This window comes from Microbulbifer maximicatervae (SeqCode) (genome assembly GCF_052468155.1).
Genome location: NZ_CP174335.1, coordinates 1002501 through 1023551, shown reverse-complemented (window position 1 = coordinate 1023551; position 21051 = coordinate 1002501). Strand labels below are relative to the sequence as shown.

The 21051-nt window shown below is 53.4% G+C and carries 24 protein-coding genes (1 of these 24 cut by a window edge); 11 read left to right on the top strand and 13 right to left on the bottom strand.

Annotated elements, in window-relative coordinates; all coding sequences use genetic code 11:
• Nucleotides 1-82: 82 nt before the first annotated feature.
• Both ACJJIY_RS04330 and gpmI read right to left on the bottom strand, forming a co-directional pair.
• Nucleotides 83-1210 carry a murein hydrolase activator EnvC family protein gene (locus tag ACJJIY_RS04330; protein ID WP_445359176.1) on the bottom strand — a complete coding sequence of 376 codons (1128 nt, stop codon included), beginning with the start codon at nt 1208-1210 and terminating at the stop codon, nt 83-85.
• Complete coding sequence (gpmI, locus tag ACJJIY_RS04325) at nt 1210-2757, bottom strand: 2,3-bisphosphoglycerate-independent phosphoglycerate mutase (protein ID WP_444940443.1); 1548 nt, start codon at nt 2755-2757, stop codon at nt 1210-1212. Before gpmI ends, ACJJIY_RS04330 begins: the two co-directional genes overlap by 1 nt.
• Nucleotides 2758-2973: 216 nt before the next feature.
• Here gpmI and ACJJIY_RS04320 point away from each other — a divergent pair, with 216 nt between their 5' ends.
• From ACJJIY_RS04320 to smrA, 6 genes are all read left to right on the top strand, one after another.
• Nucleotides 2974-3390 carry a rhodanese-like domain-containing protein gene (locus ACJJIY_RS04320; RefSeq protein ID WP_282930770.1) on the top strand — a complete coding sequence of 139 codons (417 nt, stop codon included), beginning with the start codon at nt 2974-2976 and terminating at the stop codon, nt 3388-3390.
• A gap of 30 nt (nt 3391-3420) precedes the next feature.
• On the top strand, nt 3421-3681 hold the full coding sequence (gene grxC, locus ACJJIY_RS04315; protein WP_282930771.1) for a glutaredoxin 3: 261 nt from the start codon (nt 3421-3423) through the stop codon (nt 3679-3681).
• A 160-nt stretch (nt 3682-3841) separates the two neighbouring features.
• On the top strand, nt 3842-4333 hold the full coding sequence (gene secB / locus ACJJIY_RS04310) for a protein-export chaperone SecB (protein WP_282930772.1): 492 nt from the start codon (nt 3842-3844) through the stop codon (nt 4331-4333).
• A gap of 133 nt (nt 4334-4466) precedes the next feature.
• Nucleotides 4467-4919 carry an acyl-CoA thioesterase gene (locus tag ACJJIY_RS04305; protein WP_282930773.1) on the top strand — a complete coding sequence of 151 codons (453 nt, stop codon included), beginning with the start codon at nt 4467-4469 and terminating at the stop codon, nt 4917-4919.
• Nucleotides 4912-5775 carry an SDR family oxidoreductase gene (locus ACJJIY_RS04300; RefSeq protein ID WP_282930774.1) on the top strand — a complete coding sequence of 288 codons (864 nt, stop codon included), beginning with the start codon at nt 4912-4914 and terminating at the stop codon, nt 5773-5775. The genes ACJJIY_RS04305 and ACJJIY_RS04300 overlap by 8 nt, the downstream gene beginning before the upstream one ends.
• Before the next feature lie 60 nt (nt 5776-5835).
• Nucleotides 5836-6381, top strand: a complete 546-nt coding sequence (smrA, locus tag ACJJIY_RS04295; RefSeq protein ID WP_445359647.1) for a DNA endonuclease SmrA — start codon at nt 5836-5838, stop codon at nt 6379-6381.
• Nucleotides 6382-6471: 90 nt separating this feature from the next.
• On the opposite strand, the gene ACJJIY_RS04290 is transcribed toward smrA, so the two are convergent.
• Nucleotides 6472-7032 (bottom strand): META domain-containing protein, encoded by a 561-nt coding sequence (locus ACJJIY_RS04290; protein ID WP_282930776.1) that lies wholly within the window; start codon nt 7030-7032, stop codon nt 6472-6474.
• Between the two features lie 64 nt (nt 7033-7096).
• Entirely contained in the window at nt 7097-7570 is a 474-nt protein-coding gene (locus tag ACJJIY_RS04285) for an META domain-containing protein (RefSeq protein ID WP_413663749.1), read from the bottom strand.
• Nucleotides 7571-7747: 177 nt separating this feature from the next.
• On the opposite strand from ACJJIY_RS04285, the gene pyk reads away from it, so the two are divergent.
• A complete protein-coding gene (gene pyk / locus ACJJIY_RS04280; RefSeq protein ID WP_445359175.1) occupies nt 7748-9184 on the top strand; it encodes a pyruvate kinase in 1437 nt (478 codons plus the stop codon).
• Between the two features lie 40 nt (nt 9185-9224).
• Here the strand turns inward: pyk and ACJJIY_RS04275 are convergent, their stop codons facing one another.
• From ACJJIY_RS04275 to hutC, 6 genes are all read right to left on the bottom strand, one after another.
• Nucleotides 9225-9401 carry a hypothetical protein gene (locus ACJJIY_RS04275; RefSeq protein WP_413663747.1) on the bottom strand — a complete coding sequence of 59 codons (177 nt, stop codon included), beginning with the start codon at nt 9399-9401 and terminating at the stop codon, nt 9225-9227.
• Nucleotides 9402-9641: 240 nt separating this feature from the next.
• The gene (locus tag ACJJIY_RS04270; protein WP_282930780.1) at nt 9642-10142 is read right to left on the bottom strand and encodes a hypothetical protein; all 501 of its coding nucleotides are present in this window, start codon (nt 10140-10142) and stop codon (nt 9642-9644) included.
• A gap of 95 nt (nt 10143-10237) precedes the next feature.
• On the bottom strand, nt 10238-10570 hold the full coding sequence (locus ACJJIY_RS04265; protein WP_282930781.1) for a hypothetical protein: 333 nt from the start codon (nt 10568-10570) through the stop codon (nt 10238-10240).
• A 280-nt stretch (nt 10571-10850) separates the two neighbouring features.
• Nucleotides 10851-12401, bottom strand: coding sequence for a histidine ammonia-lyase (gene hutH, locus ACJJIY_RS04260; protein WP_445359174.1), 1551 nt, complete (start codon nt 12399-12401; stop codon nt 10851-10853).
• Nucleotides 12402-12668: 267 nt separating this feature from the next.
• Nucleotides 12669-14345 carry a urocanate hydratase gene (gene hutU / locus ACJJIY_RS04255; RefSeq protein ID WP_445359173.1) on the bottom strand — a complete coding sequence of 559 codons (1677 nt, stop codon included), beginning with the start codon at nt 14343-14345 and terminating at the stop codon, nt 12669-12671.
• Nucleotides 14346-14434: 89 nt separating this feature from the next.
• Nucleotides 14435-15145 carry a histidine utilization transcriptional repressor HutC gene (hutC, locus tag ACJJIY_RS04250; protein WP_282930784.1) on the bottom strand — a complete coding sequence of 237 codons (711 nt, stop codon included), beginning with the start codon at nt 15143-15145 and terminating at the stop codon, nt 14435-14437.
• A 187-nt stretch (nt 15146-15332) separates the two neighbouring features.
• Here hutC and hutI point away from each other — a divergent pair, with 187 nt between their 5' ends.
• The 4 genes from hutI to ACJJIY_RS04230 all read left to right on the top strand — a co-directional run bounded on the left by hutI (nt 15333) and on the right by ACJJIY_RS04230 (nt 19031).
• Nucleotides 15333-16562, top strand: coding sequence for an imidazolonepropionase (hutI, locus tag ACJJIY_RS04245; RefSeq protein ID WP_444895744.1), 1230 nt, complete (start codon nt 15333-15335; stop codon nt 16560-16562).
• Complete coding sequence (hutG, locus tag ACJJIY_RS04240) at nt 16546-17508, top strand: formimidoylglutamase (RefSeq protein ID WP_444895745.1); 963 nt, start codon at nt 16546-16548, stop codon at nt 17506-17508. The genes hutI and hutG overlap by 17 nt, the downstream gene beginning before the upstream one ends.
• Before the next feature lie 130 nt (nt 17509-17638).
• Nucleotides 17639-18538, top strand: a complete 900-nt coding sequence (locus ACJJIY_RS04235) for a LysR family transcriptional regulator (protein WP_445359172.1) — start codon at nt 17639-17641, stop codon at nt 18536-18538.
• A 91-nt stretch (nt 18539-18629) separates the two neighbouring features.
• Nucleotides 18630-19031, top strand: coding sequence for a RidA family protein (locus ACJJIY_RS04230; RefSeq protein ID WP_282930788.1), 402 nt, complete (start codon nt 18630-18632; stop codon nt 19029-19031).
• Between the two features lie 42 nt (nt 19032-19073).
• Here ACJJIY_RS04230 and ACJJIY_RS04225 read toward each other — a convergent pair whose 3' ends face one another.
• The 3 genes from ACJJIY_RS04225 to ACJJIY_RS04215 form a co-directional block, all read right to left on the bottom strand.
• Nucleotides 19074-20093, bottom strand: a complete 1020-nt coding sequence (locus tag ACJJIY_RS04225) for an alpha/beta hydrolase (RefSeq protein ID WP_445359171.1) — start codon at nt 20091-20093, stop codon at nt 19074-19076.
• Nucleotides 20094-20123: 30 nt separating this feature from the next.
• Nucleotides 20124-20546, bottom strand: a complete 423-nt coding sequence (locus ACJJIY_RS04220; RefSeq protein ID WP_445359170.1) for an organic hydroperoxide resistance protein — start codon at nt 20544-20546, stop codon at nt 20124-20126.
• A 264-nt stretch (nt 20547-20810) separates the two neighbouring features.
• Nucleotides 20811-21051 carry the 3' portion of a MarR family winged helix-turn-helix transcriptional regulator gene (locus tag ACJJIY_RS04215; RefSeq protein ID WP_444906922.1) on the bottom strand. It continues 203 nt past the right edge of the window, so only the last 241 of its 444 coding nucleotides appear in the window; its start codon lies off the right edge, out of view; its stop codon occupies nt 20811-20813.

Below are 21051 nucleotides of genomic sequence, written 5' to 3'. Positions count from 1 at the left end.
TTTGCGAGGGAGCTCTATAACGGGTGCGTGGAAAATGCCCGGGATTTTACGCCTCGTATTATGCCCTCTGTGCCAGCTCCGATCAGGAGCTGCACCAAACCGTAGGGTCCTGCGCTTTACCCCGGTGGCGAATTTCGAAGTAAACACCGCTATGGCTGAGTCCACCGCTATTGCCAACCCGAGCGATGGTGTCACCACTTTCCACCCACTCGCCAATATTGCGGGTGAGGGACTGGTTGTGGGCGTAGAGACTCATGTACTCCTCTCCATGATCCAGGATAACCAGCATGCCGTGGCCGCGCAGGTAATCGGAGAAAACCACACGGCCGCGGTGGATTGCCCGCACCGGCTCTCCTTCATTGGCGCGCAAGGTGACACCTTTCCAGGTGATGCCATTGGCGCGGCGCTGTCCATAGGCATTGGCGCGGCGGCCATCAACAGGCCACTGCATCTTGCCCCGCTGGCGCGCAAAGGGCTTTTGCTCGCTGGGGTTTACCAGTGAGGCGATGGCGCGGCCTACTTCGTCGATCAATTTTTGCAGGCGTGTGCGATCTCCTTGGAGCTGCTTGAGTTCACCGCTGCCATCGGAGAGCCGCGCCGCCAGTTTATCCAGCGTGTCCTTGCGATTCTGCTGAGCGACGCGCAGTTTGCTCTGGCGTTTCTGCAGCTGCTCTCGCTCCGCTTTCAGGGTCTCGCGCTCGCGCTCAATGGAGGCGGATACGGTTTCCAGTGAGATGAGGGTTTCCAGGTAAGTGTCTATGATGCGGCTGCGTTCTTGGAGGAAGTAATCGTGGTAGCGGAGATGGCGGGCGACGTTCTGTGGATCTTGCTGGTTGAGCAGGAGCTTGATCTGCTCCTGTCGGCCTAGTCGGTATGCGGCGGCGATCTCCTGCTCGACCCGCCGCTGCATACTTCGTCGCGACTCTTGCAGTTGCTGTTGTTCCTGCTGGAGTTCGTGCAGCTTGTCCGAGCGGCTGCGCATATCCTGTTTGATCTTGTCTATGCGCTGGTGCAGCCCAGAAATATCTTTCTCGTTCTCTTCCAAATCCTTGAGCAATTGGTCGCGCTGGCCCCGCACCTGGTTGAGTTCCTGTTGCAGGGACTCAATGCGTTGCTTGATTTGCGCCAGGCGCGCCTGCTCATCTCCCTCTGCCTGGCTCCAGGCGGGCAGGGAAATCAGGGCGATCAGGAAGAGTACGAGAGTTTTCATCAGTCCATTTTTACCAAACTTTGGCCGGTCATTTCCGCCGGTTGTGGCAGATCCATCAACGCTAACATGGTTGGTGCTACATCCGCCAGACTACCTCCGTCACACATTTGCACATTGCGCTCGCCGATATAAACAAAAGGCACCGGCAGAGTGGAGTGCTGGGTGCTAACTTGGCCGGAGTTGGCGTCGAACATCTCTTCCACATTGCCGTGGTCGGCAGTTATCAGCACTTCGCCGCCGGCAGCCAGAGCGGCGTTTACGACGCGCTCTACACACTGGTCCAGGGCTTCGACGGCTTTTACTGCCGCCTCGAAAACACCGGTATGGCCGACCATATCGCCGTTGGCGTAGTTGCAGATAATGGCGTCGTACTCGCCGCTCTCAATCGCCGCTACCAGTTTGTCAGTGACGATTGGTGCATTCATTTCCGGTTGCAGGTCGTAGGTGGCCACATCCGGTGACTTGATCAGTTCGCGGGTTTCGCCGTTGTAGGGCTCTTCGCGGCCGCCGCTGAAGAAGAAGGTAACGTGGGCGTACTTTTCTGTCTCGGCGATGCGCAGCTGGGTTTTGCCCTCTGCAGACAAGTACTCGCCGAGGGAGTTGACCAGGTTTTCTGGTGGGAAGGCACAGCTGGCGTGGATATCGGCAGCGTATTCGGTCGTCATGACAAAGTCCGCCAGCTGCGGCTTGGCTTTGCGCTCGAAGCCGCTGAAGTCCTGCTCGGTAAAAGCGCGGGTTAACTGGCGCGCGCGATCCGGGCGGAAATTCATAAAGATAAGGGCATCGCCGTCCTGGATCGGAGCGGGCTCGCCAATCACCGTTGGCGCGACAAATTCATCGTTTTCACCGCGCTCATAGGCCGAGGCCAGCCCTGCCAGGGCATCACTGGCACTGTGCTCTGCTGTACCCAGGGTCAGCATGTCGTAAACGGACTCGGTGCGCTCCCAGCGCTGGTCGCGATCCATGGCGAAGTAGCGCCCGGCCAGGGTAGCCATATGGGCATTGCCGACGGAGTCACACACCTGCATCAGGCGCGCCAGGGAGGGTTCGGCACTGCGCGGTGGGGTGTCGCGGCCATCGAGAAATGCGTGTACATAAATAGCGCGGGCGCCGCGCTGTGCCGCCAGGGTTATCATGGCGACAATATGATCTTCGTGGCTGTGTACGCCGCCTTCGGACAGGAGTCCCATAATATGGACGGCGCCGTTGTTGGCGATAGCCTTATCGACCGCAGTGGTGTAAGCGGTATTGCGGAAGAAGTCGCCGTCCTGAATGGCTTTGTTGATCCGGGTGAAGTTCTGGTAGACCACTCGACCGGCGCCCAGTGTCATATGGCCGACTTCCGAGTTGCCCATTTGTCCATCGGGCAGGCCCACCGCCATCCCGGATGTCTGGATCAGGGTTTTTGGGCGGGTTGCCCAGATATTGTCCCAAACCGGAGACTTGGCTGCGTGAATCGCATTGTGCTCGGGATTGTCGCTGTGGCCGAAGCCGTCCAGAATCAGCAGGACCAGGGGGCGTTTTTGCGGGGCTTGCGTAGCGGCCATAGCGACAGTATTCCTCTTCCAAGGGTTAAATTGCGGACGCGGATTTTAACCTGTGGGGCTGGTATTTCACCATGTTATTTAGCTTAAGCCGGATTACAAAGAGGCTGGGGCGGAGGGATTTGGTTGATTAGAATTTCGCCATGATCGTGTATACTCCCGCCGGCATTGGGCGCCGTAGTGCCCTATTGATTACCACTTGAGGATTTTGGGGGCGAAGTGGATTTTCTCGACTTTTTAGCTGAGCAGTGGCTGTTGGTCGGCCTGCTTGTGGCATTGCTTTACGCATTTGTTTTGACTGAGCGATTCAAGTCTGGCGAGCCGGCATCACTTCATGAAGTGACCAAGCTGATCAATAGCGACGGGGCCAAGGTGCTGGATATTCGCGATCGCAGCGAGTTCACTGCCGGTCATATTGTCGACTCCCTGCATATTCCCCACGGGGATGTGGCTGAGCGCATTGCCGAGCTGGAACCGTTTAAAGACAAGACCATTATTGTCGCTGACAAGATGGGGCAGCACGCAGGTCCGGTGGGGCGCATGCTGAAACAGAAAGGTTTCCAAGTGCGTCGCCTGCAGGGCGGAATGAGCGAGTGGGCTAACCAGAACCTGCCTGTCGTTAAAGGCAAAGGTTAACCTGAAGTATAAGTTTGACGGAGTTTTGTCATGCAGAATGTTGTCATTTATACCACCCGTTTCTGCCCCTACTGTATTCGCGCCAAGCAGCTACTGGATAGCAAGGGTGTCGCTTATCGCGAAATCCCTGTGGACAATAATCCCGGCTTGCGCGCAGAAATGGCTGACAAGGCGGGGCGCCGCTCGGTGCCGCAGATTTGGATTGGCGATAAGCATGTAGGTGGTTGCGACGACCTGATGGCGTTGGAGCGCGGTGGCCGACTCGACAAATTGCTGAAAGCAGCGGGATAAGCGGAAAACTGACGCGGCCGCCAACATGCGGTCCCCAATTTTTGCTATTTATCCGGTCTGGGCCTTGAAACGTTTTATCGAGGCCCCAACTGTTGAGTTATTACCGGAGTCTTTCTCACGGAAGGCATCAATAAACTTTTTATAATGAACAGGCTGTAACATGGCTGAAGAATTAAATGGCGCAGCGGCAAACGCAGAGGCTCCACAAGTACAATTTGCGATGCAACGCATCTACCTGAAAGACCTCTCCTTCGAAACCCCGATGGGTGCCGAGGTCTTCAAAAAGCAGTGGAAGCCCCAGGTTAATCAGGAGCTGAACACCAAGACCGCGAAGATCGAAGACGATCTGTACGAAGTGGCTCTGACCCTGACTATCACCGTAAAGCTGGAAGAAGACACCGCTTTCCTGGTGGAAGTAAAACAAGCTGGCCTATTCGGTATCAAAGGTCTGGAAGGTCAACAGCTGGCCCAGGCCCTGAATACTGCCTGCCCGCAAATTCTGTTCCCCTACGCTCGCGAAGTGATCGATAACGCAGTAGTTAAAGGTTCTTTCCCGGCACTGATGTTGCCGCCTGTGAACTTCGACGCTCTGTTCGCTGCTGCCCTCGATAAGGCACAGAAAGAAGCAGAAGGCGCTCAAGCGAACGCTTAATTCGTTTTAGCCCAGCTGGCACGATAAAAAGGTCCCTTAGCGGGGCCTTTTTTTATATCTGTAATCTCCCCGGGGATAGCGTCCATTTTACTGACTATCCCTCCGCAACCGCAGCACAAACCTGGAGCCGCTTATGCAGTGGGATCTGCCAAACCCATTTATCACCAAAGTGACGGTTGGCGCCGAACATGTGGATGGTCTGAGTCATGCCAACAATGCGGAATATGTGCGTTGGTGTGAGGCTACCGCCTGGGCGCACAGCGCAGCCCTGGGTCTGGATGTCACGAATTATCAGCAGCTTGACCGGGGAATGGCAATTCGTCATGGCGAGTATGACTATATACTGGCGGCCAGAGAGGGGGAGGAATTGCTGTTTGGCACCTGGCTCACTGAGGTGGACGGGCGTCTGAATATGACTCGCCGCTTTCAGGTGTTTCGCGCCGCCGATAAGGCATTGGTATTGCGGGCCGAATGGCGGATGGTGTGCATTGAGCTTTCCACTGGCAAGCCAAAACGTATGCCGGCGATCTTCAAGGAAATTTACAGTCCGGCAGTGACTGCCCCGGAGGCTGAAAAAAATGAGTGAAGAGTTTGTATCCCTGACCAACAATTCAGGGGCGCTTAAGGACAAGACCATCTTTATCACTGGTGCCAGTCGCGGCATCGGCCGGGCGATTGCCCTCAAATGCGCGGCGGATGGTGCCAATATCGTGATTGCCGCTAAGTCGGCAGAGCCACATCCCAAGCTTCCGGGAACCATCTTCTCGGTGGCGGAGGAAGTGGAGAAAGCCGGCGGCAATGCCCTGGCCCTGCAGGTGGATGTGCGCGATGAGCAGCGAGTAGAGCAGGCTATGTCGGAGGCTGCCGAAAAATTTGGCGGCATCGACGCTGTGATTAATAATGCGGGCGCGATCAACCTGACCAATGTTGAGTCGACACCACCCAAGCGCTACGACCTGATGCAGAGTATCAACAGTCGCGCGGTGTATCTCACCGCCCACTTGGCGACTCCCTACCTGAAAAAAGCTGACAACGCCCATATCCTCAGCCTGTGCCCACCGCTGAATATCCAGCCCAAGTGGTTGGGGCCCTTCGCTCCTTACGCCCTGTCAAAGTTTGGTATGACCATTCTCAGCCTGGGTTTGGCGGAAGAGCTGCGTGAGGCGGGGATCAGCGTGAACACCTTGTGGCCGCGCACGCTGGTGGCCACCGCTGCGATTGAGTTTGCGGTGGGTAGTCGCGATATGTTTGAGCAGAGCCGCAAGCCCTCAATTATGGCCGATGCGGCCTACGAGATACTGACGACTAAAGATGTCGCCTTGAGCGGTCGCCAGCTAATCGATGAAGAGCTGTTGGCAGAGCGCGGTGTGAAGGATTTCACCGGTTATGCCCACAATCCAGCCAATGCAGACAATTTAACCAAGGATTTATTTCTCGACTGACGCTGGCAGGGGGTATTTGTGAGCAGCGACAGCAAATTATTTAAAGACGCTCTCGGTGAAATGGGAGACGTTAAACCGCTGGCGCAGGAGCGCCGCGTCAATTTGCGCAAGGAGCCGAAGCAATCTGAGTCTATGTTGCGGGAGCGCCGCGCCGCTGCCACACGACTGACAGAGCGGGAAATGAACCCCCTGTCCGGTGAATATATTGATCTGGTAGAGCCATGGGATCCGTTGGAATTCAAGCGCGATGGTGTGCAAAACGGGGTCTATCGCAATTTGCGCCTAGGCAAATACAGCATAGATGCGCGCCTGGATTTACATCGCCACTCTGTGGAGATGGCGCGCAGGGCCGTGATGGAATTTATCCGTGATTGTGTTGAAGCGGATGTGCGCTGTGCCCTGATTACCCACGGTAAGGGTGAGGGGCGTAAGCAGCCGGCGTTATTGAAAAGCTGTATCAATCACTGGTTGCCGCAGCTGCACGAAGTACTGGCTTTTCACAGTGCGCAACCCCAACACGGGGGCTTGGGAGCGACTTATCTGCTGCTGAGAAAGAGTGAACGCAAGCGGCAGGAGAATCTGGAGATACATCAAAGACGCCGTTAAGGTTCTTTTGTAACTTTTCTGTCACTTATGCAAATTAAGATGCGCCGCTGAGGCTTTCCCCTCAAGAGTGCTTTTTTAGACTCCTAAAGCTCATCTTTTTGATTCTTCTTGATTGTCATTCTGGCGACCCAATGGGTCGCCTTTTTTATAGGGTTGGGCCTGGCGGTAGCTGCGGTCTACTTGTTCAAACTCAATATAGGCACTGCCATCGGTATTGCTGATCATCATCTTGTTACCCACGATAACAATCAAATCAGACTTTCTCAGGGCATTGAGGTAATCGATCTCCAGTTCATCGCTGGGGTGTGCTCCCCCCATGCGCGCAATAGCGGGAATCCGCTCCCAGGTGAAAGCACCGCTGCTAGTGAGAGAAAATCGCCCCAAGTACGGATTGGTGCCACTGTTGCCCCTAACGTAACCAAATTGATCGCATTTGAAAAAGGGTCTATCCCGCCAAAACCTGCTCCAGCTCAGGGTTGAATCATAAGTGCGCCCGGAGTAGTACAAGCTCGATAGCACCCACTCGTGCTCACAGGCAGACCAAGCCGATCGTTGGAGTTGGGGAATAGGGGGATTGGGGGTGCTGCAGCCTGCAAGCACCAGGTTGCATACGATAATACTCAGTAGTAAGTAAAAAGCACGACGTGGCATGATGTCGTTCTCATTGATTTTGCGACATTTAACCTAAAAATTTACAGGTCTTCTGTGGCGGCGTTCAAGGTCCGGCCTTTACGTATTCTATATAGATATCACCGGAGGGGTCACGAAGTATCAAACGATTCCCGCGCGATTTGGTAAATGCCTGGCGAGTGGCGGCGAGGGCACCGAGGTAGGCATGCTCTTGCCGCAGCAAGGGTTCGGGGCCGCCCATCTTGGTAGAGACAAAGCTGGAGGTATCCCAAAGTAACTGCCCGTTATCGGTTACCTGCACCTCTCCCCGATAGGTGTTTATGCCACTCCTCCCCATGACATTGCCTTGGAGATTGCACACAAAGGTAAAGTCCGCAGGCCTCTGGATGTCGACCACCCCACCATTGACGCGCAGGCGCACCAGCTGCCACTTCTTACCACAGACTGCTCCCATACTGCCTGAGGATTGAACAACTTGGGCTTCTTCTATTCGGTTTGTTAGACATCCGCCGACAACTAATAGGGCTCCCAGAAGCCATATTTGTACCAACCTACTCATCGAAGAATAACTCCCAAACACAAACCCTTCTCCAGCCCACACCCAAGCCAGCCACTTTTCGGCTTTCACAAAAGCTTAGTTGTTGGCTGCCGTGACGAGACGACAGCAGTGACAAGCTATGCTTGCACTGATGTAAAAAAATAGTATTTGGCCATCGATTAAAGGACGGTCGTCGATATGATCAGGCGCACCAAAATTGTTGCCACCCTGGGTCCAGCTACCGATAAAGAAGAAACACTTCGGCAATTAATCAAGGCCGGTGTGGATATGGTTCGCCTGAACTTCTCTCATGGAAAAATTGATGATCACAGGCGCCGGGCAAAATTTGTCCGCGAGGAAGCCGAGCGTCAGTGCAGACATATTGCCCTGCTGGGAGATTTGCAGGGGCCCAAAATTCGTGTCGGAAAATTCACTGATGGGCGTATATATCTGCGCAAAGGTGAAGAATTTATTTTGGACCCGGATTGGGATAAAGATAGTGGCAGTCCTGAAGGTGTCTGGGTTGATTATGAAGCACTCGCAGAAGACTGTAATGAGGGAGACCGCCTGTTACTGGATGACGGCCGATTGAGTTTGTGCATCAAAAAAATTATTGGTCTGTCGTTAAAAACTGAAGTTGAAAATGGTGGCTGGTTATCTGATAGAAAGGGAATAAATAAGCAGGGAGGTGGCCTTACTGCGCCGGCACTGACAGAAAAAGACCACCGGGATATCAAAGTTGCCGCCGAGTTACAGGTAGATTATTTAGCCGTTTCTTTCCCTCGCGATGCTCGCGATATTCACAAAGCGAGAAAGTTACTCAGAGAGGCGGGTGGCACAGCACATATTATTGCCAAAATTGAAAGGGCTGAAGCGGTATCCAATGATGCTCGCCTGGAGAAGCTCATCTTGGCCAGTGATGCCATTATGGTAGCGCGCGGTGATCTCGCCGTGGAGATTGGTGATGCAGAATTAATGGGGGTACAAAAACATTTAATCAGCTATGCCCGCTATCTCAATCGGGTAGTTATTACTGCGACACAAATGATGGAGTCGATGATTTCGAGTCCGGTACCTACTCGAGCAGAAGTCTGCGATGTGGCGAATGCAGTACTGGATGGTACTGATGCGGTAATGTTATCTGCTGAGACAGCGGCAGGTGAATATCCTATTGAAACCGTTAAGCATATGGCTGAAGTGATTCTTGGGGCAGAAAAACACCGTAAAATTTATTCCACGCCGGAAAGCCTTCGCGGCGATTACCCTGCGGGTGATGCGTGTATCGCCATGGCCGCCATGATCATCGCGAATCATTGCCGAGAAATTAAAGCCATTATTTGCCAGACCGAAACTGGAAATACTGCGTTATTGATGTCGAGAGTATGTGCATTAATTCCTATTTACGCTTTTTGTCGGCACCAAAAGTGCTGCAATCGTGTAGCCCTCTACAGCGGCGTTGACCCCGTATTAATGGATGTATCCAACATGGACGGCCCGCTGCGAGATCAAAAAGCAATTTCTTATTTATTGGATCAGGAACTGCTAATTTCAGGGGACTTCGTGTTGATATCCCGGGGCTATCAACAGGATATTGGTGGTCACACCGATACCCTGCGTATTGTCCGCGTGCCCTGATACAAACGATTAAATTAAAAATTTTCACAGTGCAAATAACTTACCCCGCACGAACACATCTAACTAGTACCTTGGTCTCCAATTCCTGCTCAACACAGCGAAACTTCTGCCCGTCAAGGGTTAATGACTTTGGGCTTCCCTGGGGCGCGGTTGTCGAACAACCGGCAACTCCTGTCGCCAGGGCCACGGCAAGCAGAATAAGTAGTATTTTCTGCACCGCAGTTACCTCTTTGAGTAGTGTGAGTGACGCATTCCCGAATAACTTGTTTATTCAGGGTAGAGGTAATAGCCGTCATTGAGATGCATAGCGCGCCAATTTGTTAAAAGTGGCGACAGTGATATTGGAGGGAGAAGGCTAATTAAACGGACGGTTGTATTGAGGTTGGCGATTAACTAACCCCGCTGCGTTTTTTGATGGTTTGCTACAGCGGGGTTAGTTACCTAATAAAGCTTGGAGTTAGCGTCTACCGCGATGGTGTCCACCGCGAACACGATAGTGGCCTCTATGGCCCCGGTAGCCGCGATAACCGCCGCGGTGATAACTTCTATAGCCTCGGTGATGGGCCCGGTAGCGGGCATGGGGCGACCGAGGGTAATAGAAACGGTTGTAGTAGGGCATTCCGCGATAGTAATAGCGAGCCCGGTAGCGAGGGTGGCCGCGGAATGATGCGGATCGGTAACTGGCGTAGCCACCGCGGTAATAATAGGTATTCACCGGTGTGAAACCAACGGTTTGGTAAACCGGTGTCCTGTAGGAAGTTAAATAGACATTACTCGAAGCGTAATAGTTGGGCGTGGCATAGGGATAAGCGTAGGAGGAGGTGTAAGCGACTTGCCCTCCACTTGGGCCACCGTAACTGGTGTAGGTGGTGTAGTAACCATCGGTGGCACAGGCACCCAGGGCTAGGGCTGTGCACACCGTGGCGGTGAGAATCACCGTTTTTACAGCTCTATTCATAGTGCTTTCTCCGGTAAGTGGAATTTCCCCCCGGAGAGGCCCGGCAGGGGCCAAGCCCCTAGGCGCGCCAACTAGGCGAGCACAGAATCTCAGACTTAGTAAGGTCTTGCGCGCGGCGGTGGATCGACAATTTGATACTGGGTATTTACAACCGCAGGCGGTCTCAGGCGATAAAAGTTGCCGTCCCAGTAGAAGTTACAGTGCTGCATATTGTGACAGGTGCCATCCGGGTGGCAGTGGGCATAGCGGCCACGCAGGTTGTAATACGTCTTGTTGTAATAAGGGCTGTATCCGTAATAACTGGCGGAACAATCGTTGCCTCCGCAGGGATAGCCGGATGTTCCATTACAGGCCGATAGAGCCAGTCCTGCTGCGATGGCGAGCGCACAACCTGAGCCTCGCAGCAATCTAGTGGGCAGCGGTTTCATCAAGACCTCCACACCTATTGGCGGGTAACACTTCTACATTCAGCCTAGCATTTTTGGCGCGTGAATCATCACGGGGCAGAGTAAATGTTCTAGCAAAGCTGAATACCGAGGCAGGTCTGTATTGGTTGATGGAAACTCTTCAGTTTCAATTTGATAGACCCACTTGTTCGGAGTCAAAAAAGGTAAGGTCGGCAGGCGGGTGAAACCACTAAAAATTCGCACATTGTGAGAAAAAAGGTTCTCTCACAACGTGCGAATTAAGCCCTGAAGGCTCTTTAACTTAGTGACTACTTGGCAGGAGATTGGGGTCTATTGATTCTAAGTAGGCGCCGCTGCTCAGTAATTGTTTCGCCTCTTCAATATCCGGGGCAAAGTAGCGGTCCTTGTCATAGAAAGGTACTCGGGCGCGCAGTTTTGCCTTGGCGGCCTCCAGTTTTTCCGTGGATTTTAATGGCGCGCGGAAATCCAGTCCCTGGCAGGCAGCGAGTATCTCCACCGCCAGGATGCCACAGGTATTGTCGGCCATATCCCGCAGGCGACGGCCGGCAAAGGTGGCCATGGATACATGGTCTTCCTGATTGGCGGAGGTGGGCAGTGAGTCCACGCAGGCTGGGTGCGCCATGGATTTGTTCTCACTGGCAAGCGCCGCTGAGGTGACCTGGGCGATCATAAAGCCGGAGTTCACCCCGCCATTTTCCACCAGGAAAGGAGGCAGGCCCGATAGGTTGCTGTCTATCAACAGGGCCATGCGACGCTCGGATAGGGAGCCGATTTCTGCCAATGCCAGCGCCAGGTTGTCGGCGACCATAGCAACAGGCTCCGCGTGGAAGTTACCGCCGGAAATAATGTCGGAGTTATCCGGATTTTCCTCGTCGGTAAATACCAGCGGGTTATCAGAAACACCATTTGCCTCGGCCAACAATACTTCGGCAGCGAAGCGCATCTGCTGCAGACAGGCACCCATTACCTGGGGCTGACAGCGCAGGGAGTAGGGGTCCTGCACTTTTTCACAGAACTGGTGGGAATCACCGATCTGGCTGGTCTCACCGAGCAGGTCCCGATAAATTGCCGCTACGTCGCGCTGAGCCTGTTGGCCGCGGGCGTTGTGAATACGATCATCGAAGGGGCGGCGTGAGCCCTTGGCGGCTTCCAGGGTAATAGCACCGGTTACCAGGGCGCCGGCGAACAGGTCTTCACTGGCGAACAGGCCGAGCAGGGCAAAGGCGGTAGACGCCTGGGTGCCGTTTAGCAGGGCGAGGCCTTCTTTGGGGGCCAGGGTAATAGGCTCTAGCCCTGCCGTTTTGAGGCCTTCGTGAGCACTCTTGCGCTCGCCCTTGATAAATACTTCCCCTTCACCGAGAAGTACCACGCTCATATGAGCCAGTGGCGCCAAATCGCCAGAAGCGCCGACAGAACCTTTCTCAGGGATAGCGGGGTATACACCGGCATTGACCAGTTGCATTAAGGCTTCGATAACCTGTGGGCGCACACCGGAGAAGCCGCGCGCGAGCGAGTTGATTTTTAACACCATCAGCAGACGCACGGTGGCTTCACTCATAAAGTTGCCGGTACCGGCGGCATGGCTCAGTACAATAGCGCGCTGCAGGTTTTCCAGGTCGTGCTTTTCAATGCGGGTGTTGGCCAATAAACCAAAACCGGTATTAATTCCGTAAACCGTGCGCCCCTCGGTAATAACCTGGGCAACAGTGTGGGCAGAGGCTTCAATAGCGGGGTAGGCGCTTTTCGCTAGGGACAGCTGCACCGACTCGCGGGCTACCCGGCGCAGTTGCGCAAGGCTCAATTGACCGGGATCGATTTCCAATTGATACATAAATTCATTCACCAAAAAATATTTACTGCTTAGCAGGCTGTTGAAAAACAGCCTGCGTGGGCGGTGCGAAAGCGCCTGCCGCAAAATCAAGCACTGCAAATGCTTTATTTGAGTGCCCATCTTTGTGGACATGTGCCGCAAAGATGGCTTGAAAAAGTCGCTTGTTGGCTTTTTCAACACCCAGTTAGGTGCCGGCGGCGCAGCCCGATCAAAGTTATTCGGGCTGTAAAAGATTTCCGCCGGCGGTATTTTTATTGCGGTAAAAAATCAGTCGTTCAGCATGGGCAGGTCTAGGCCCTGCTCTTTTGCGCATTTTTTTGCGATCTCATAACCGGCATCGGCGTGGCGCATTACGCCGGTGGCGGGATCATTCCAGAGAACCCGTTCGATACGTTTGCGCGCAGCTTCGGTACCGTCACAGACAATGACCACCCCAGAGTGCTGGGAGAAGCCCATGCCTACGCCACCACCGTGATGCAGGGATACCCAGGTAGCGCCGGAGGCAGTGTTCAGCAGGGCATTCATCAGCGGCCAGTCGGAGACAGCGTCGGAACCATCCATCATGGCTTCAGTTTCGCGGTTGGGGCTGGCTACAGAGCCGCTGTCGAGGTGGTCGCGGCCGATCACTACTGGTGCTTCCAATTCACCGTTGGCTACCATCTCGTTAAATGCCAGTGCCAGGCGCGCGCGATCTTTCAGACCTACCCAGCAGATACGTGCGGGCAGTCCCTGGAAGTGAATCCGCTCGCGGGCCATATCGAGCCAGTTGTGCAGCTGCGGATTATCGGGAATCAGTTCTTTAACCTTGGCATCGGTCTTGTAGATATCTTCCGGGTCGCCGGACAAGGCCGCCCAGCGGAAAGGACCGACACCTTCGCAGAACAGCGGGCGAATATAAGCGGGTACAAAGCCGGGGAAATCAAAGGCATTTTCCACACCTTCCTCGAGAGCCATCTGACGAATATTGTTGCCGTAGTCGAGGGTTGCGGCGCCGCGCTTTTGCAGCTCCAGCATGGCTTCAACCTGAACCGCCATAGATTGTTTGGCAGCCTTAACTACTGCGGCTTCATCTTTCTTGCGCATCTCCGCAGCGTACTCCATGGTCCAGCCCTGGGGCAGGTAGCCATTTAAAGGATCGTGTGCGGAAGTCTGGTCGGTAACCGAATCCGGCAGAATATTGCGTTTTACAATTTCCGGGAAGATATCTGCTGCGTTGCCCAGCAGGCCAACGGAAATGGCTTCGCCTTTTTCCATCGCGGCTTCAATCATTTGCAGGGCTTCGTCGAGGCTGGTGGCTTTTTTGTCTACATAGCCAGTGCGCAGACGGAAATCGATACGGGTTTCGTCGCACTCTACTGCGATCATGCAGAAACCGGCCATGGTCGCCGCCAGTGGCTGAGCGCCACCCATGCCGCCGAGGCCGCCGGTAAGAATCCATTTGCCTTTCGCTTCGCCATTAAAGTGTTTGCGTGCGACGGCGGCAAAGGTTTCATAGGTACCCTGGACGATGCCTTGGGAGCCGATATAAATCCAAGAGCCGGCAGTCATCTGGCCGTACATGGCCAGGCCTTTTTTATCCAGCTCGTTAAAGTGTTCCCAGTTGGCCCAGTGGGGTACCAAGTTGGAGTTGGCAATTAATACCCGGGGTGCATCGGCGTGGGTTTTAAAGACTCCGACAGGCTTGCCGGACTGCACCAGCAGGGTTTCGTCGTCTTCCAGGCGCTTCAGCACTTCGACAATCTTGTCGTAGCACTCCCAATCCCGCGCGGCGCGGCCGATACCACCGTACACCACCAGGTCCTCCGGGCGTTCAGCTACCTCGGCGTCCAGGTTGTTCATCAACATGCGCAGGGGAGCTTCGGTGAGCCAGCTTTTGGCATTGAGCTCACTGCCGCGAGGCGCGCGGATTTTGCGGCTGGGATCGTGGCGTTTGTCGGTAGACATAGCTTCCTCGTCAATTTTTCTCGTAAAAAAATTCACACGTCCCGGATTTGATTGCTTCTTTTCCCAGGGCGCGCGGGATAAATCAATAACTAGAATCTCAGTTGTGCACCGAGGCGGTATCGATTGCCTGGGTGAACCAGGCGCGCGAAGCTCACGGTGCCGGCACTGCATTTAGTGCGCCGCCAAACCTGGAGGCACGCATCTCCGGGGGCAATTTCCAGAGCGTGGGCGATAGCGGCTTCCGCAGCTATGGCCTCGACGGTTGTATCGGCCTCGGTCAGCGGTGCGACTTTGGAAAGATAGGCGTTGGGGGTGGTGTGGGCGAAGTCCTGGTCCAGGTAATCTGGAGCCAGGGCTGGATTGGTAAACCGCTCTTCCCACTGCACCGGCAAGCCGTTGTCACAGTGCACAATAATGGAGTGAAAAACTTTTGCCTGTTCGGGCACTTCCAATGCCAGGGCTACATCGGCGCTGGCGACACAGGGTTGAGCTAACAGAATGCGGTTGCTGTAACTGTGCCCCCGGGCCGAGATCTCGTCGGCGATATTGCGCACTTCCAACAGTGAGCTGGCGGGCACCGGCTCGGCGACAAAAGTACCCAGCCCCTGGGAGCGCATCAGAACGCGCTCATCGGTTAACTCGGTAAGTGCCCGCCTTGCGGTCATCCGGCTCACACTGAATTGCTGCGCCAGTTGGTTCTCCGAGGGCACCTGGGAATGAATTGGCCACTCGCCAGACTCAATTTGTTGGCGGATATGGCGCTTGATGGCCGCGTATCGGGGTTCACTTGCAGTATTCATAGACTCAGGTACAGTGCTTCCGTGGCTTGTATATTGTTGTATATACAAGAATAGTTACGGCTACTATGGTTTCCCTGCTGCGGGCTGTCAAGTCGAAGAGGGGAGCTGTATCCTGCCCGTTACTGGGTTGTCGGTCATCGGGCCGAGCATCTATGGTTTAAAAGGAAAAGCGTGCCGCTAAAAGCTTATGTCAGAACGCTGTGATTTGCTGATTACCAATTTGAATGCCGCCACAATGGACCCATCCATTGCCGGTGGTTACGGTGTTATCGAGGATGCTGCAATTGCGGTAACCAAAGGTCGGATTGTATGGATTGGTCCCCGCCGGGACCTGCCCGAGTGCACCCCAGACCGCATTGTTGATGGCGAAGGTCAATGGGCAACTCCGGGCCTGATCGATTGCCACACGCATCTCGTATATGGAGGCCATCGCGCAGGGGAGTTTGCCCGTCGCCTGGGGGGAGAGAGTTACGAAGAAGTGGCTCGCTCTGGCGGAGGTATTATTTCTACCGTGCGGGCGACACGGGGTGCCAGTGCCGAGAACCTGTATAAGTTGGCTGAGCCCCGTCTGCACGCCCTGATGGCCGAAGGCGTTACAACCGTGGAAATTAAATCCGGTTATGGCCTGGACCTGGATACTGAACTAAAGCAATTGCGCACCGCGAGACGCCTGGCGCAACACAACTCAGTGGAAATAGTAACGACCTGTCTGGCAGCTCACGCTCTGCCACCGGAATACGACGGTCGTGCCGATGAATATATCGACCTTATCTGCGAGCAGATATTGCCCGCTGTAGCCCGCGAGCAACTGGCCGATGCCGTGGATATGTTTTGCGAGACGATTGGATTTACTGTCGATCAGTGCCAGAGAGTTATCGATGCAGCGAAAAAACTGGACCTGCCAGTAAAAGTGCACGCCGAGCAGTTGGCGCGTACAGGGGCTACTGAAATGGCGGCAAAGTCCGGGGCATTATCGGTAGATCATATTGAATACATCAGCGATGCGGATGTCCGGGCCATGGCGGAAAGCGGCACCGTGGCCGTCCTCCTGCCGGGTGCTTTCTATACGCTGCACGAAACCCAGGTTCCGCCCATTGAAAAATTACGCGAGGCGGGGGTTTGTATGGCATTGGCTACAGACCTTAATCCCGGGAGTTGTCCAATCGCTTCCCTACGTTTGATGATGAATATGGGTTGTCAGCTGTTTGGCTTAACTCCGGCAGAAGCTCTCGCAGGCGTTACCCGTGCAGCCGCTCGGGCATTGGGTTTGTGCTGTTCTCGCGGTGTACTGCGGGAGGGGCTTCGAGCAGATATTGTTCTTTGGCCGATGGATACCCCGGATCAACTCGCTTATGAAGTGGGTGCGCTAAAGCCTGCAAAAATTTTCTTGGGAGGTCGCGATGTTACAACTTGCTGATATGCAATTATGGAGCGGTCGCACTGATTCTGAGGATGGGCGAGCGGGTGAGCGTTGGCACCAGCGGATTTCTCCTTTGCAGTTAGATGATGCTCCTGGCCTCACAATTCTAGGTTTTGCTTCAGATGAAGGGGTACGCCGAAATAAAGGGCGTATCGGTGCAGCGAAAGGTCCGAGAATCCTGCGTCTGGCTATGGCTAACCTGCCGGCAACTTTTGATGCGCCCTTATACGATGCGGGTAACGTCAGAGTCGAACGGGAAGACTTGGAGTCTGCCCAATCGCTATTGGGTGCCCGTATCAATGAGTTGCTCGGTGCCGGTCACTTTCCACTGGTATTGGGAGGCGGCCATGAAATTGCTTTTGGCAGTTATCAGGGAATTGCCCGCTGGATGCGTGAGCATCACCGCGAGAGCAGTCTGGGTATTATCAATTTTGATGCGCATTTGGATTTACGCACACCTGCGCCAAAGGGGTCATCGGGTACGCCATTTTTCCAGATTGCAGAGCAGTGCAGGATAAATGGCCGCGAATTTAATTATCTCTGTGTAGGCGCAGCGGATAACGCCAACACGCCTGCTCTCTACCAGAGAGCTGATGAGCTGGGTGCCCAGGTTATTCGGGATCGTGAAATCAGTAGTTGGAATCTGAATACTGTTCAGGCGCGAATCCGCGACTTTATCGAAAAGGTGGATTTTGTCTATTTAACGGTATGTCTGGATGTATTGCCGGCGGCAGTTATGCCAGCGGTGAGTGCCCCCTCTGGCAGGGGGGTTTCCATGGAGTTTCTGGAAGTCTTGCTGGATACCGTTTTGGAATCCAATAAAGTTTGTTTGGCGGATATCGCTGAATTTAATCCTTATTTCGATATTGAGGATCATGGTGCGCGTACCGCGGCCCGCCTGGGATTTCAAATTGCAAATCGTGCGGCCAGAAAAATCCCCTGAGTATTTTTAATAATACAGCGCGGCCACTATGGCTTTGGAGGTCGCGTTAACTTCAGTATTAGAAACCACTATTTTAATCTTTATCTACAGCCGTAAGTGACTGGCAGAAAGCTCCGCTTTTGTAGTTGATATGATCAAAGATCTTGAAATTAATCACTTGAAAACCCTGGAAATACTATTCAGGGTTGAAAGTATCTCCCTTGCCGCAGAGTATCTGCAGGTTTCGCAGCAAGCTGTCAGTTTGCAGCTGAAGAAGATTAGAAAAATAGTTGGGGATGATCTATTTGTGCGCACTGGGCATGGGATGGCTCCCACCAGTTATGCAAAATTTATAGAGCCACAGATTCGACAGGTGCTGACGTTACTCAGTGAGATTCCCGCCCCGGGTTCTCTTGATTCAAGCCAGACTTCCCGGACCCTGGTGATCTCTGCTACAGATTACGCGCAAAAAGTGGTTGTTGCCGAGTTGATCCAAAGGGTCAGGCAATATGCGCCGAAAGTGAAATTTATTGTCACTAATATTGAAAGCGTCTCGCTCACCCAGAAAATGCATCAGGGAGAAATTGACTTAGCTTTCACATCAGTGGGGTATGTGCCTCATGGAATTAATACACAGGTGCTCTTTAATGAGCGTTATGTCTGTGTATCGGCTAATCCTATGTACAGTTTAGATGAGTTGGTCCCTATTGATCAGTTGATGCAATCTGATTTTGTGATTACATCGCCAGGGGTTGGAGGCTTGCGCGGTTCAGCCGATCGTTGGCTAGAGGGGCAAGGTCTAAAAAGAGAGATTGTTGTTTCGGCGCCCTCTTTTTATATAGCCCAGGAGTTCTTGAAAAGGACGGAAACCCTGGCCTTTATTCCCTCTAGGTTGATGCCTTGTGAGGGCTTGGTTGAAATTACCTTGGACAAGTATCCACCTGGCTACGAAGTTGTAGCCGCCTTTCACCCCCGAGTGGAAAATGATCCATTGGTAAGTTGGATTCTCAATGATCTGCACCAGCGGTTTTCTAAGTCAATGGCTTCCTGATTGTATCCGTAACAAGCTTTACTCCATAGCTTTGGCAAAGCTGCCTTTCTACTATGATTTTTTCAAAAGCTAGAAAGCGTACAGGTCTGTTATGAGTATTCTGAATATTAATCCTTCTTCACTTTATGATGGCAGTTCTTCCTGCCTATCCCACGCCCGAGTCGATACCAAAACAGGCTTGGTATTTGTATCGGGTCAGGTGGATTGGGATAGTAATTGTGAAGTTAAAAACATAGGGGTTGGTGCTCAGGCGGAAAGCGCCATGCAAAACTTATTGACAGTATTGGATGAGGCCGGATCGTCGGTAGAGAACCTTTTGCAGTTACGTATCTATGTGCGTGGAGAAGTTAGTGAGCATCTGGGGGAAATAGTCCCCGTGCTATCTAAATATTTGGGTACTACTCGCCCGGCAATCACGGGAGTGGGAGTCACATCCCTGGCGTCGCCAGAGACATTGATAGAAATTGAGGCAGTGGCTAAAACGCTGCTTTAAGTACCTGAATAAAAAAGCCCCGCATTGCAGGGCTTTTAAGTTTTACTTGAGGTGTTCCTTAAGCTCGGAGCCTGCTTGATCAAGGGCATCCTGCACTGCGGGCACGTCACTCAGGGCATTTAGTAGGCCGTAGTCGTGAATCATGCCGTTATAACGAACAGCAGTTACGGTCACACCAGCTTCGTTAAGTTTGCGGGCGTAAGCTTCGCCTTCATCTCTCAGCACATCCATCTCAGCAGTCTGCACCAGAGCGGGAGGCAAGCCGACCAACTGGGATTTGCTTGCGCGCAGAGGTGAAGCATAGATCTCGTTGCGCTGTTTGGGGTCGGTAGTGTAGTTATCCCAGAACCACTTCATCATACCCCGTGTCAGGAAGTGATCCTGGGCGAACTGCTTGTAAGAAGCGTTGTTGAAGTTGGCATCGGTAACCGGCCAGAGCAGCAGTTGGAATTGCAGATCCGGTGTTCCTTTCTCTTTCGCCATCAAGGCAACCACGGCTGCCATATTGCCACCAACACTGTTACCGGCCACGGCAAGACGGGACCCGTCGACACCGATCTTTTCGCCATTCTCCGCGACCCACTGGGTAGCCGCATAAGCCTGGTTAATTGCAGTCGGGTACTTGGCCTCTGGAGATGGGGTGTAATCCACATATACCGCAGCGGCGCCGGAGCGTTGAACCAGATCGCGGATCAAGCGTTCGTGGGTTGGGTAGTCACCCAAGACCCAGCCTCCGCCGTGGAAATACATAAAGGCGGGAATCTGGCCCCGGGTGTTTTTCGGTTTAACGATAGTCAGTTCCAGCTTTTCGCCATTAACCCTAATGGTTTTCTTGCTGACTTCAGCGGGCGGCAATTGCGCACCCTCTTGGGCTCCGACCAGGACGGCGCGGGCATCTTTTGGTGATAGTTGCTCAATGGGTTTGCCGCCACCTTGCGCCAGTGCTTGAAGGAACCCCTGGGTATTTTTCTCCACACCAGGGGAAATAGAAGCAGATGCAGAAGCCATACCAAGAGCAAAGAAAAGGGGTAGTGCCAGCTTGGAAATTTTTAAGCCATTCATAACGGATACCTTCAACTCTCTACCGGTTGCTTAAGCGGATATGTGCAGGCGCACATCAACATTGCCTCGGGTTGCATTGGAATAAGGGCAAACTTCTTCGTGAGCGGTGTTGGCAATTTTTTCTGCCGTCGCCTGATCCAGGCCAGGAAGATCGATGTAGAGGTCAATATCCAGACCGAACCCCTTACCCTGGGGACCGATTCCAACTTCAGCGCGCACAGTGGTTTCTTCCGGGACTTTTACTTTCTCTTTACCGGCGACAAACTTAAGAGCGCCAATAAAGCAGGCAGAGTAACCCGCAGCAAACAGTTGCTCTGGGTTGGTGCCATCGCCACCGGGGCCGCCAAGCTCTTTGGGAATACTGAGCTTGACGCTTAACTTTCCATCTGATGATTGAGCTTCGCCATCACGGCTGCCATTTGCGGTTGCTACTGCGGTGTAAACTGTTTGCATTAACCTGTCCTCATTGATGTGTGTTTGTCTGTCAGAAGCCGCCTGGAATGGAGTCCAGTCCTTTTCCCGCTGGATTTATTGAGCTGGGGGTAGTAGTCCGGATTTCTAAGTCAGCTTCTAAACAGCGCGTCAGCTTGGGCGCCAGATAAAGTTATTGCAATAACTATTATTGCGATAATTAAATATCTCTATAAGGGTGATAGCTATAACAAATGGAGTCAAAGCGGGGCCCCGCTAATGGCGGGGCGATAAAAGAGGGAAAGATTAGGGGTTCGCTAAATATTGGCGAAGCGCCTCTATTTGCGTCTTTAGCGCCCGTGCAGACTGAGGATTCAAGCCACAGGCATTCAGCACCTGAGTGGGAATTGAAGAAGCCTCTTTTTGCATCGACCTACCGGCATCAGTCAGCTCGATAATGACTCGACGCTCGTCCTCCGGATCTCGGTGGCGGTTGATCAGCTTTTGATTCTCCAGTCGTTTGATAACTGGCGTTAGGGCACCCTTA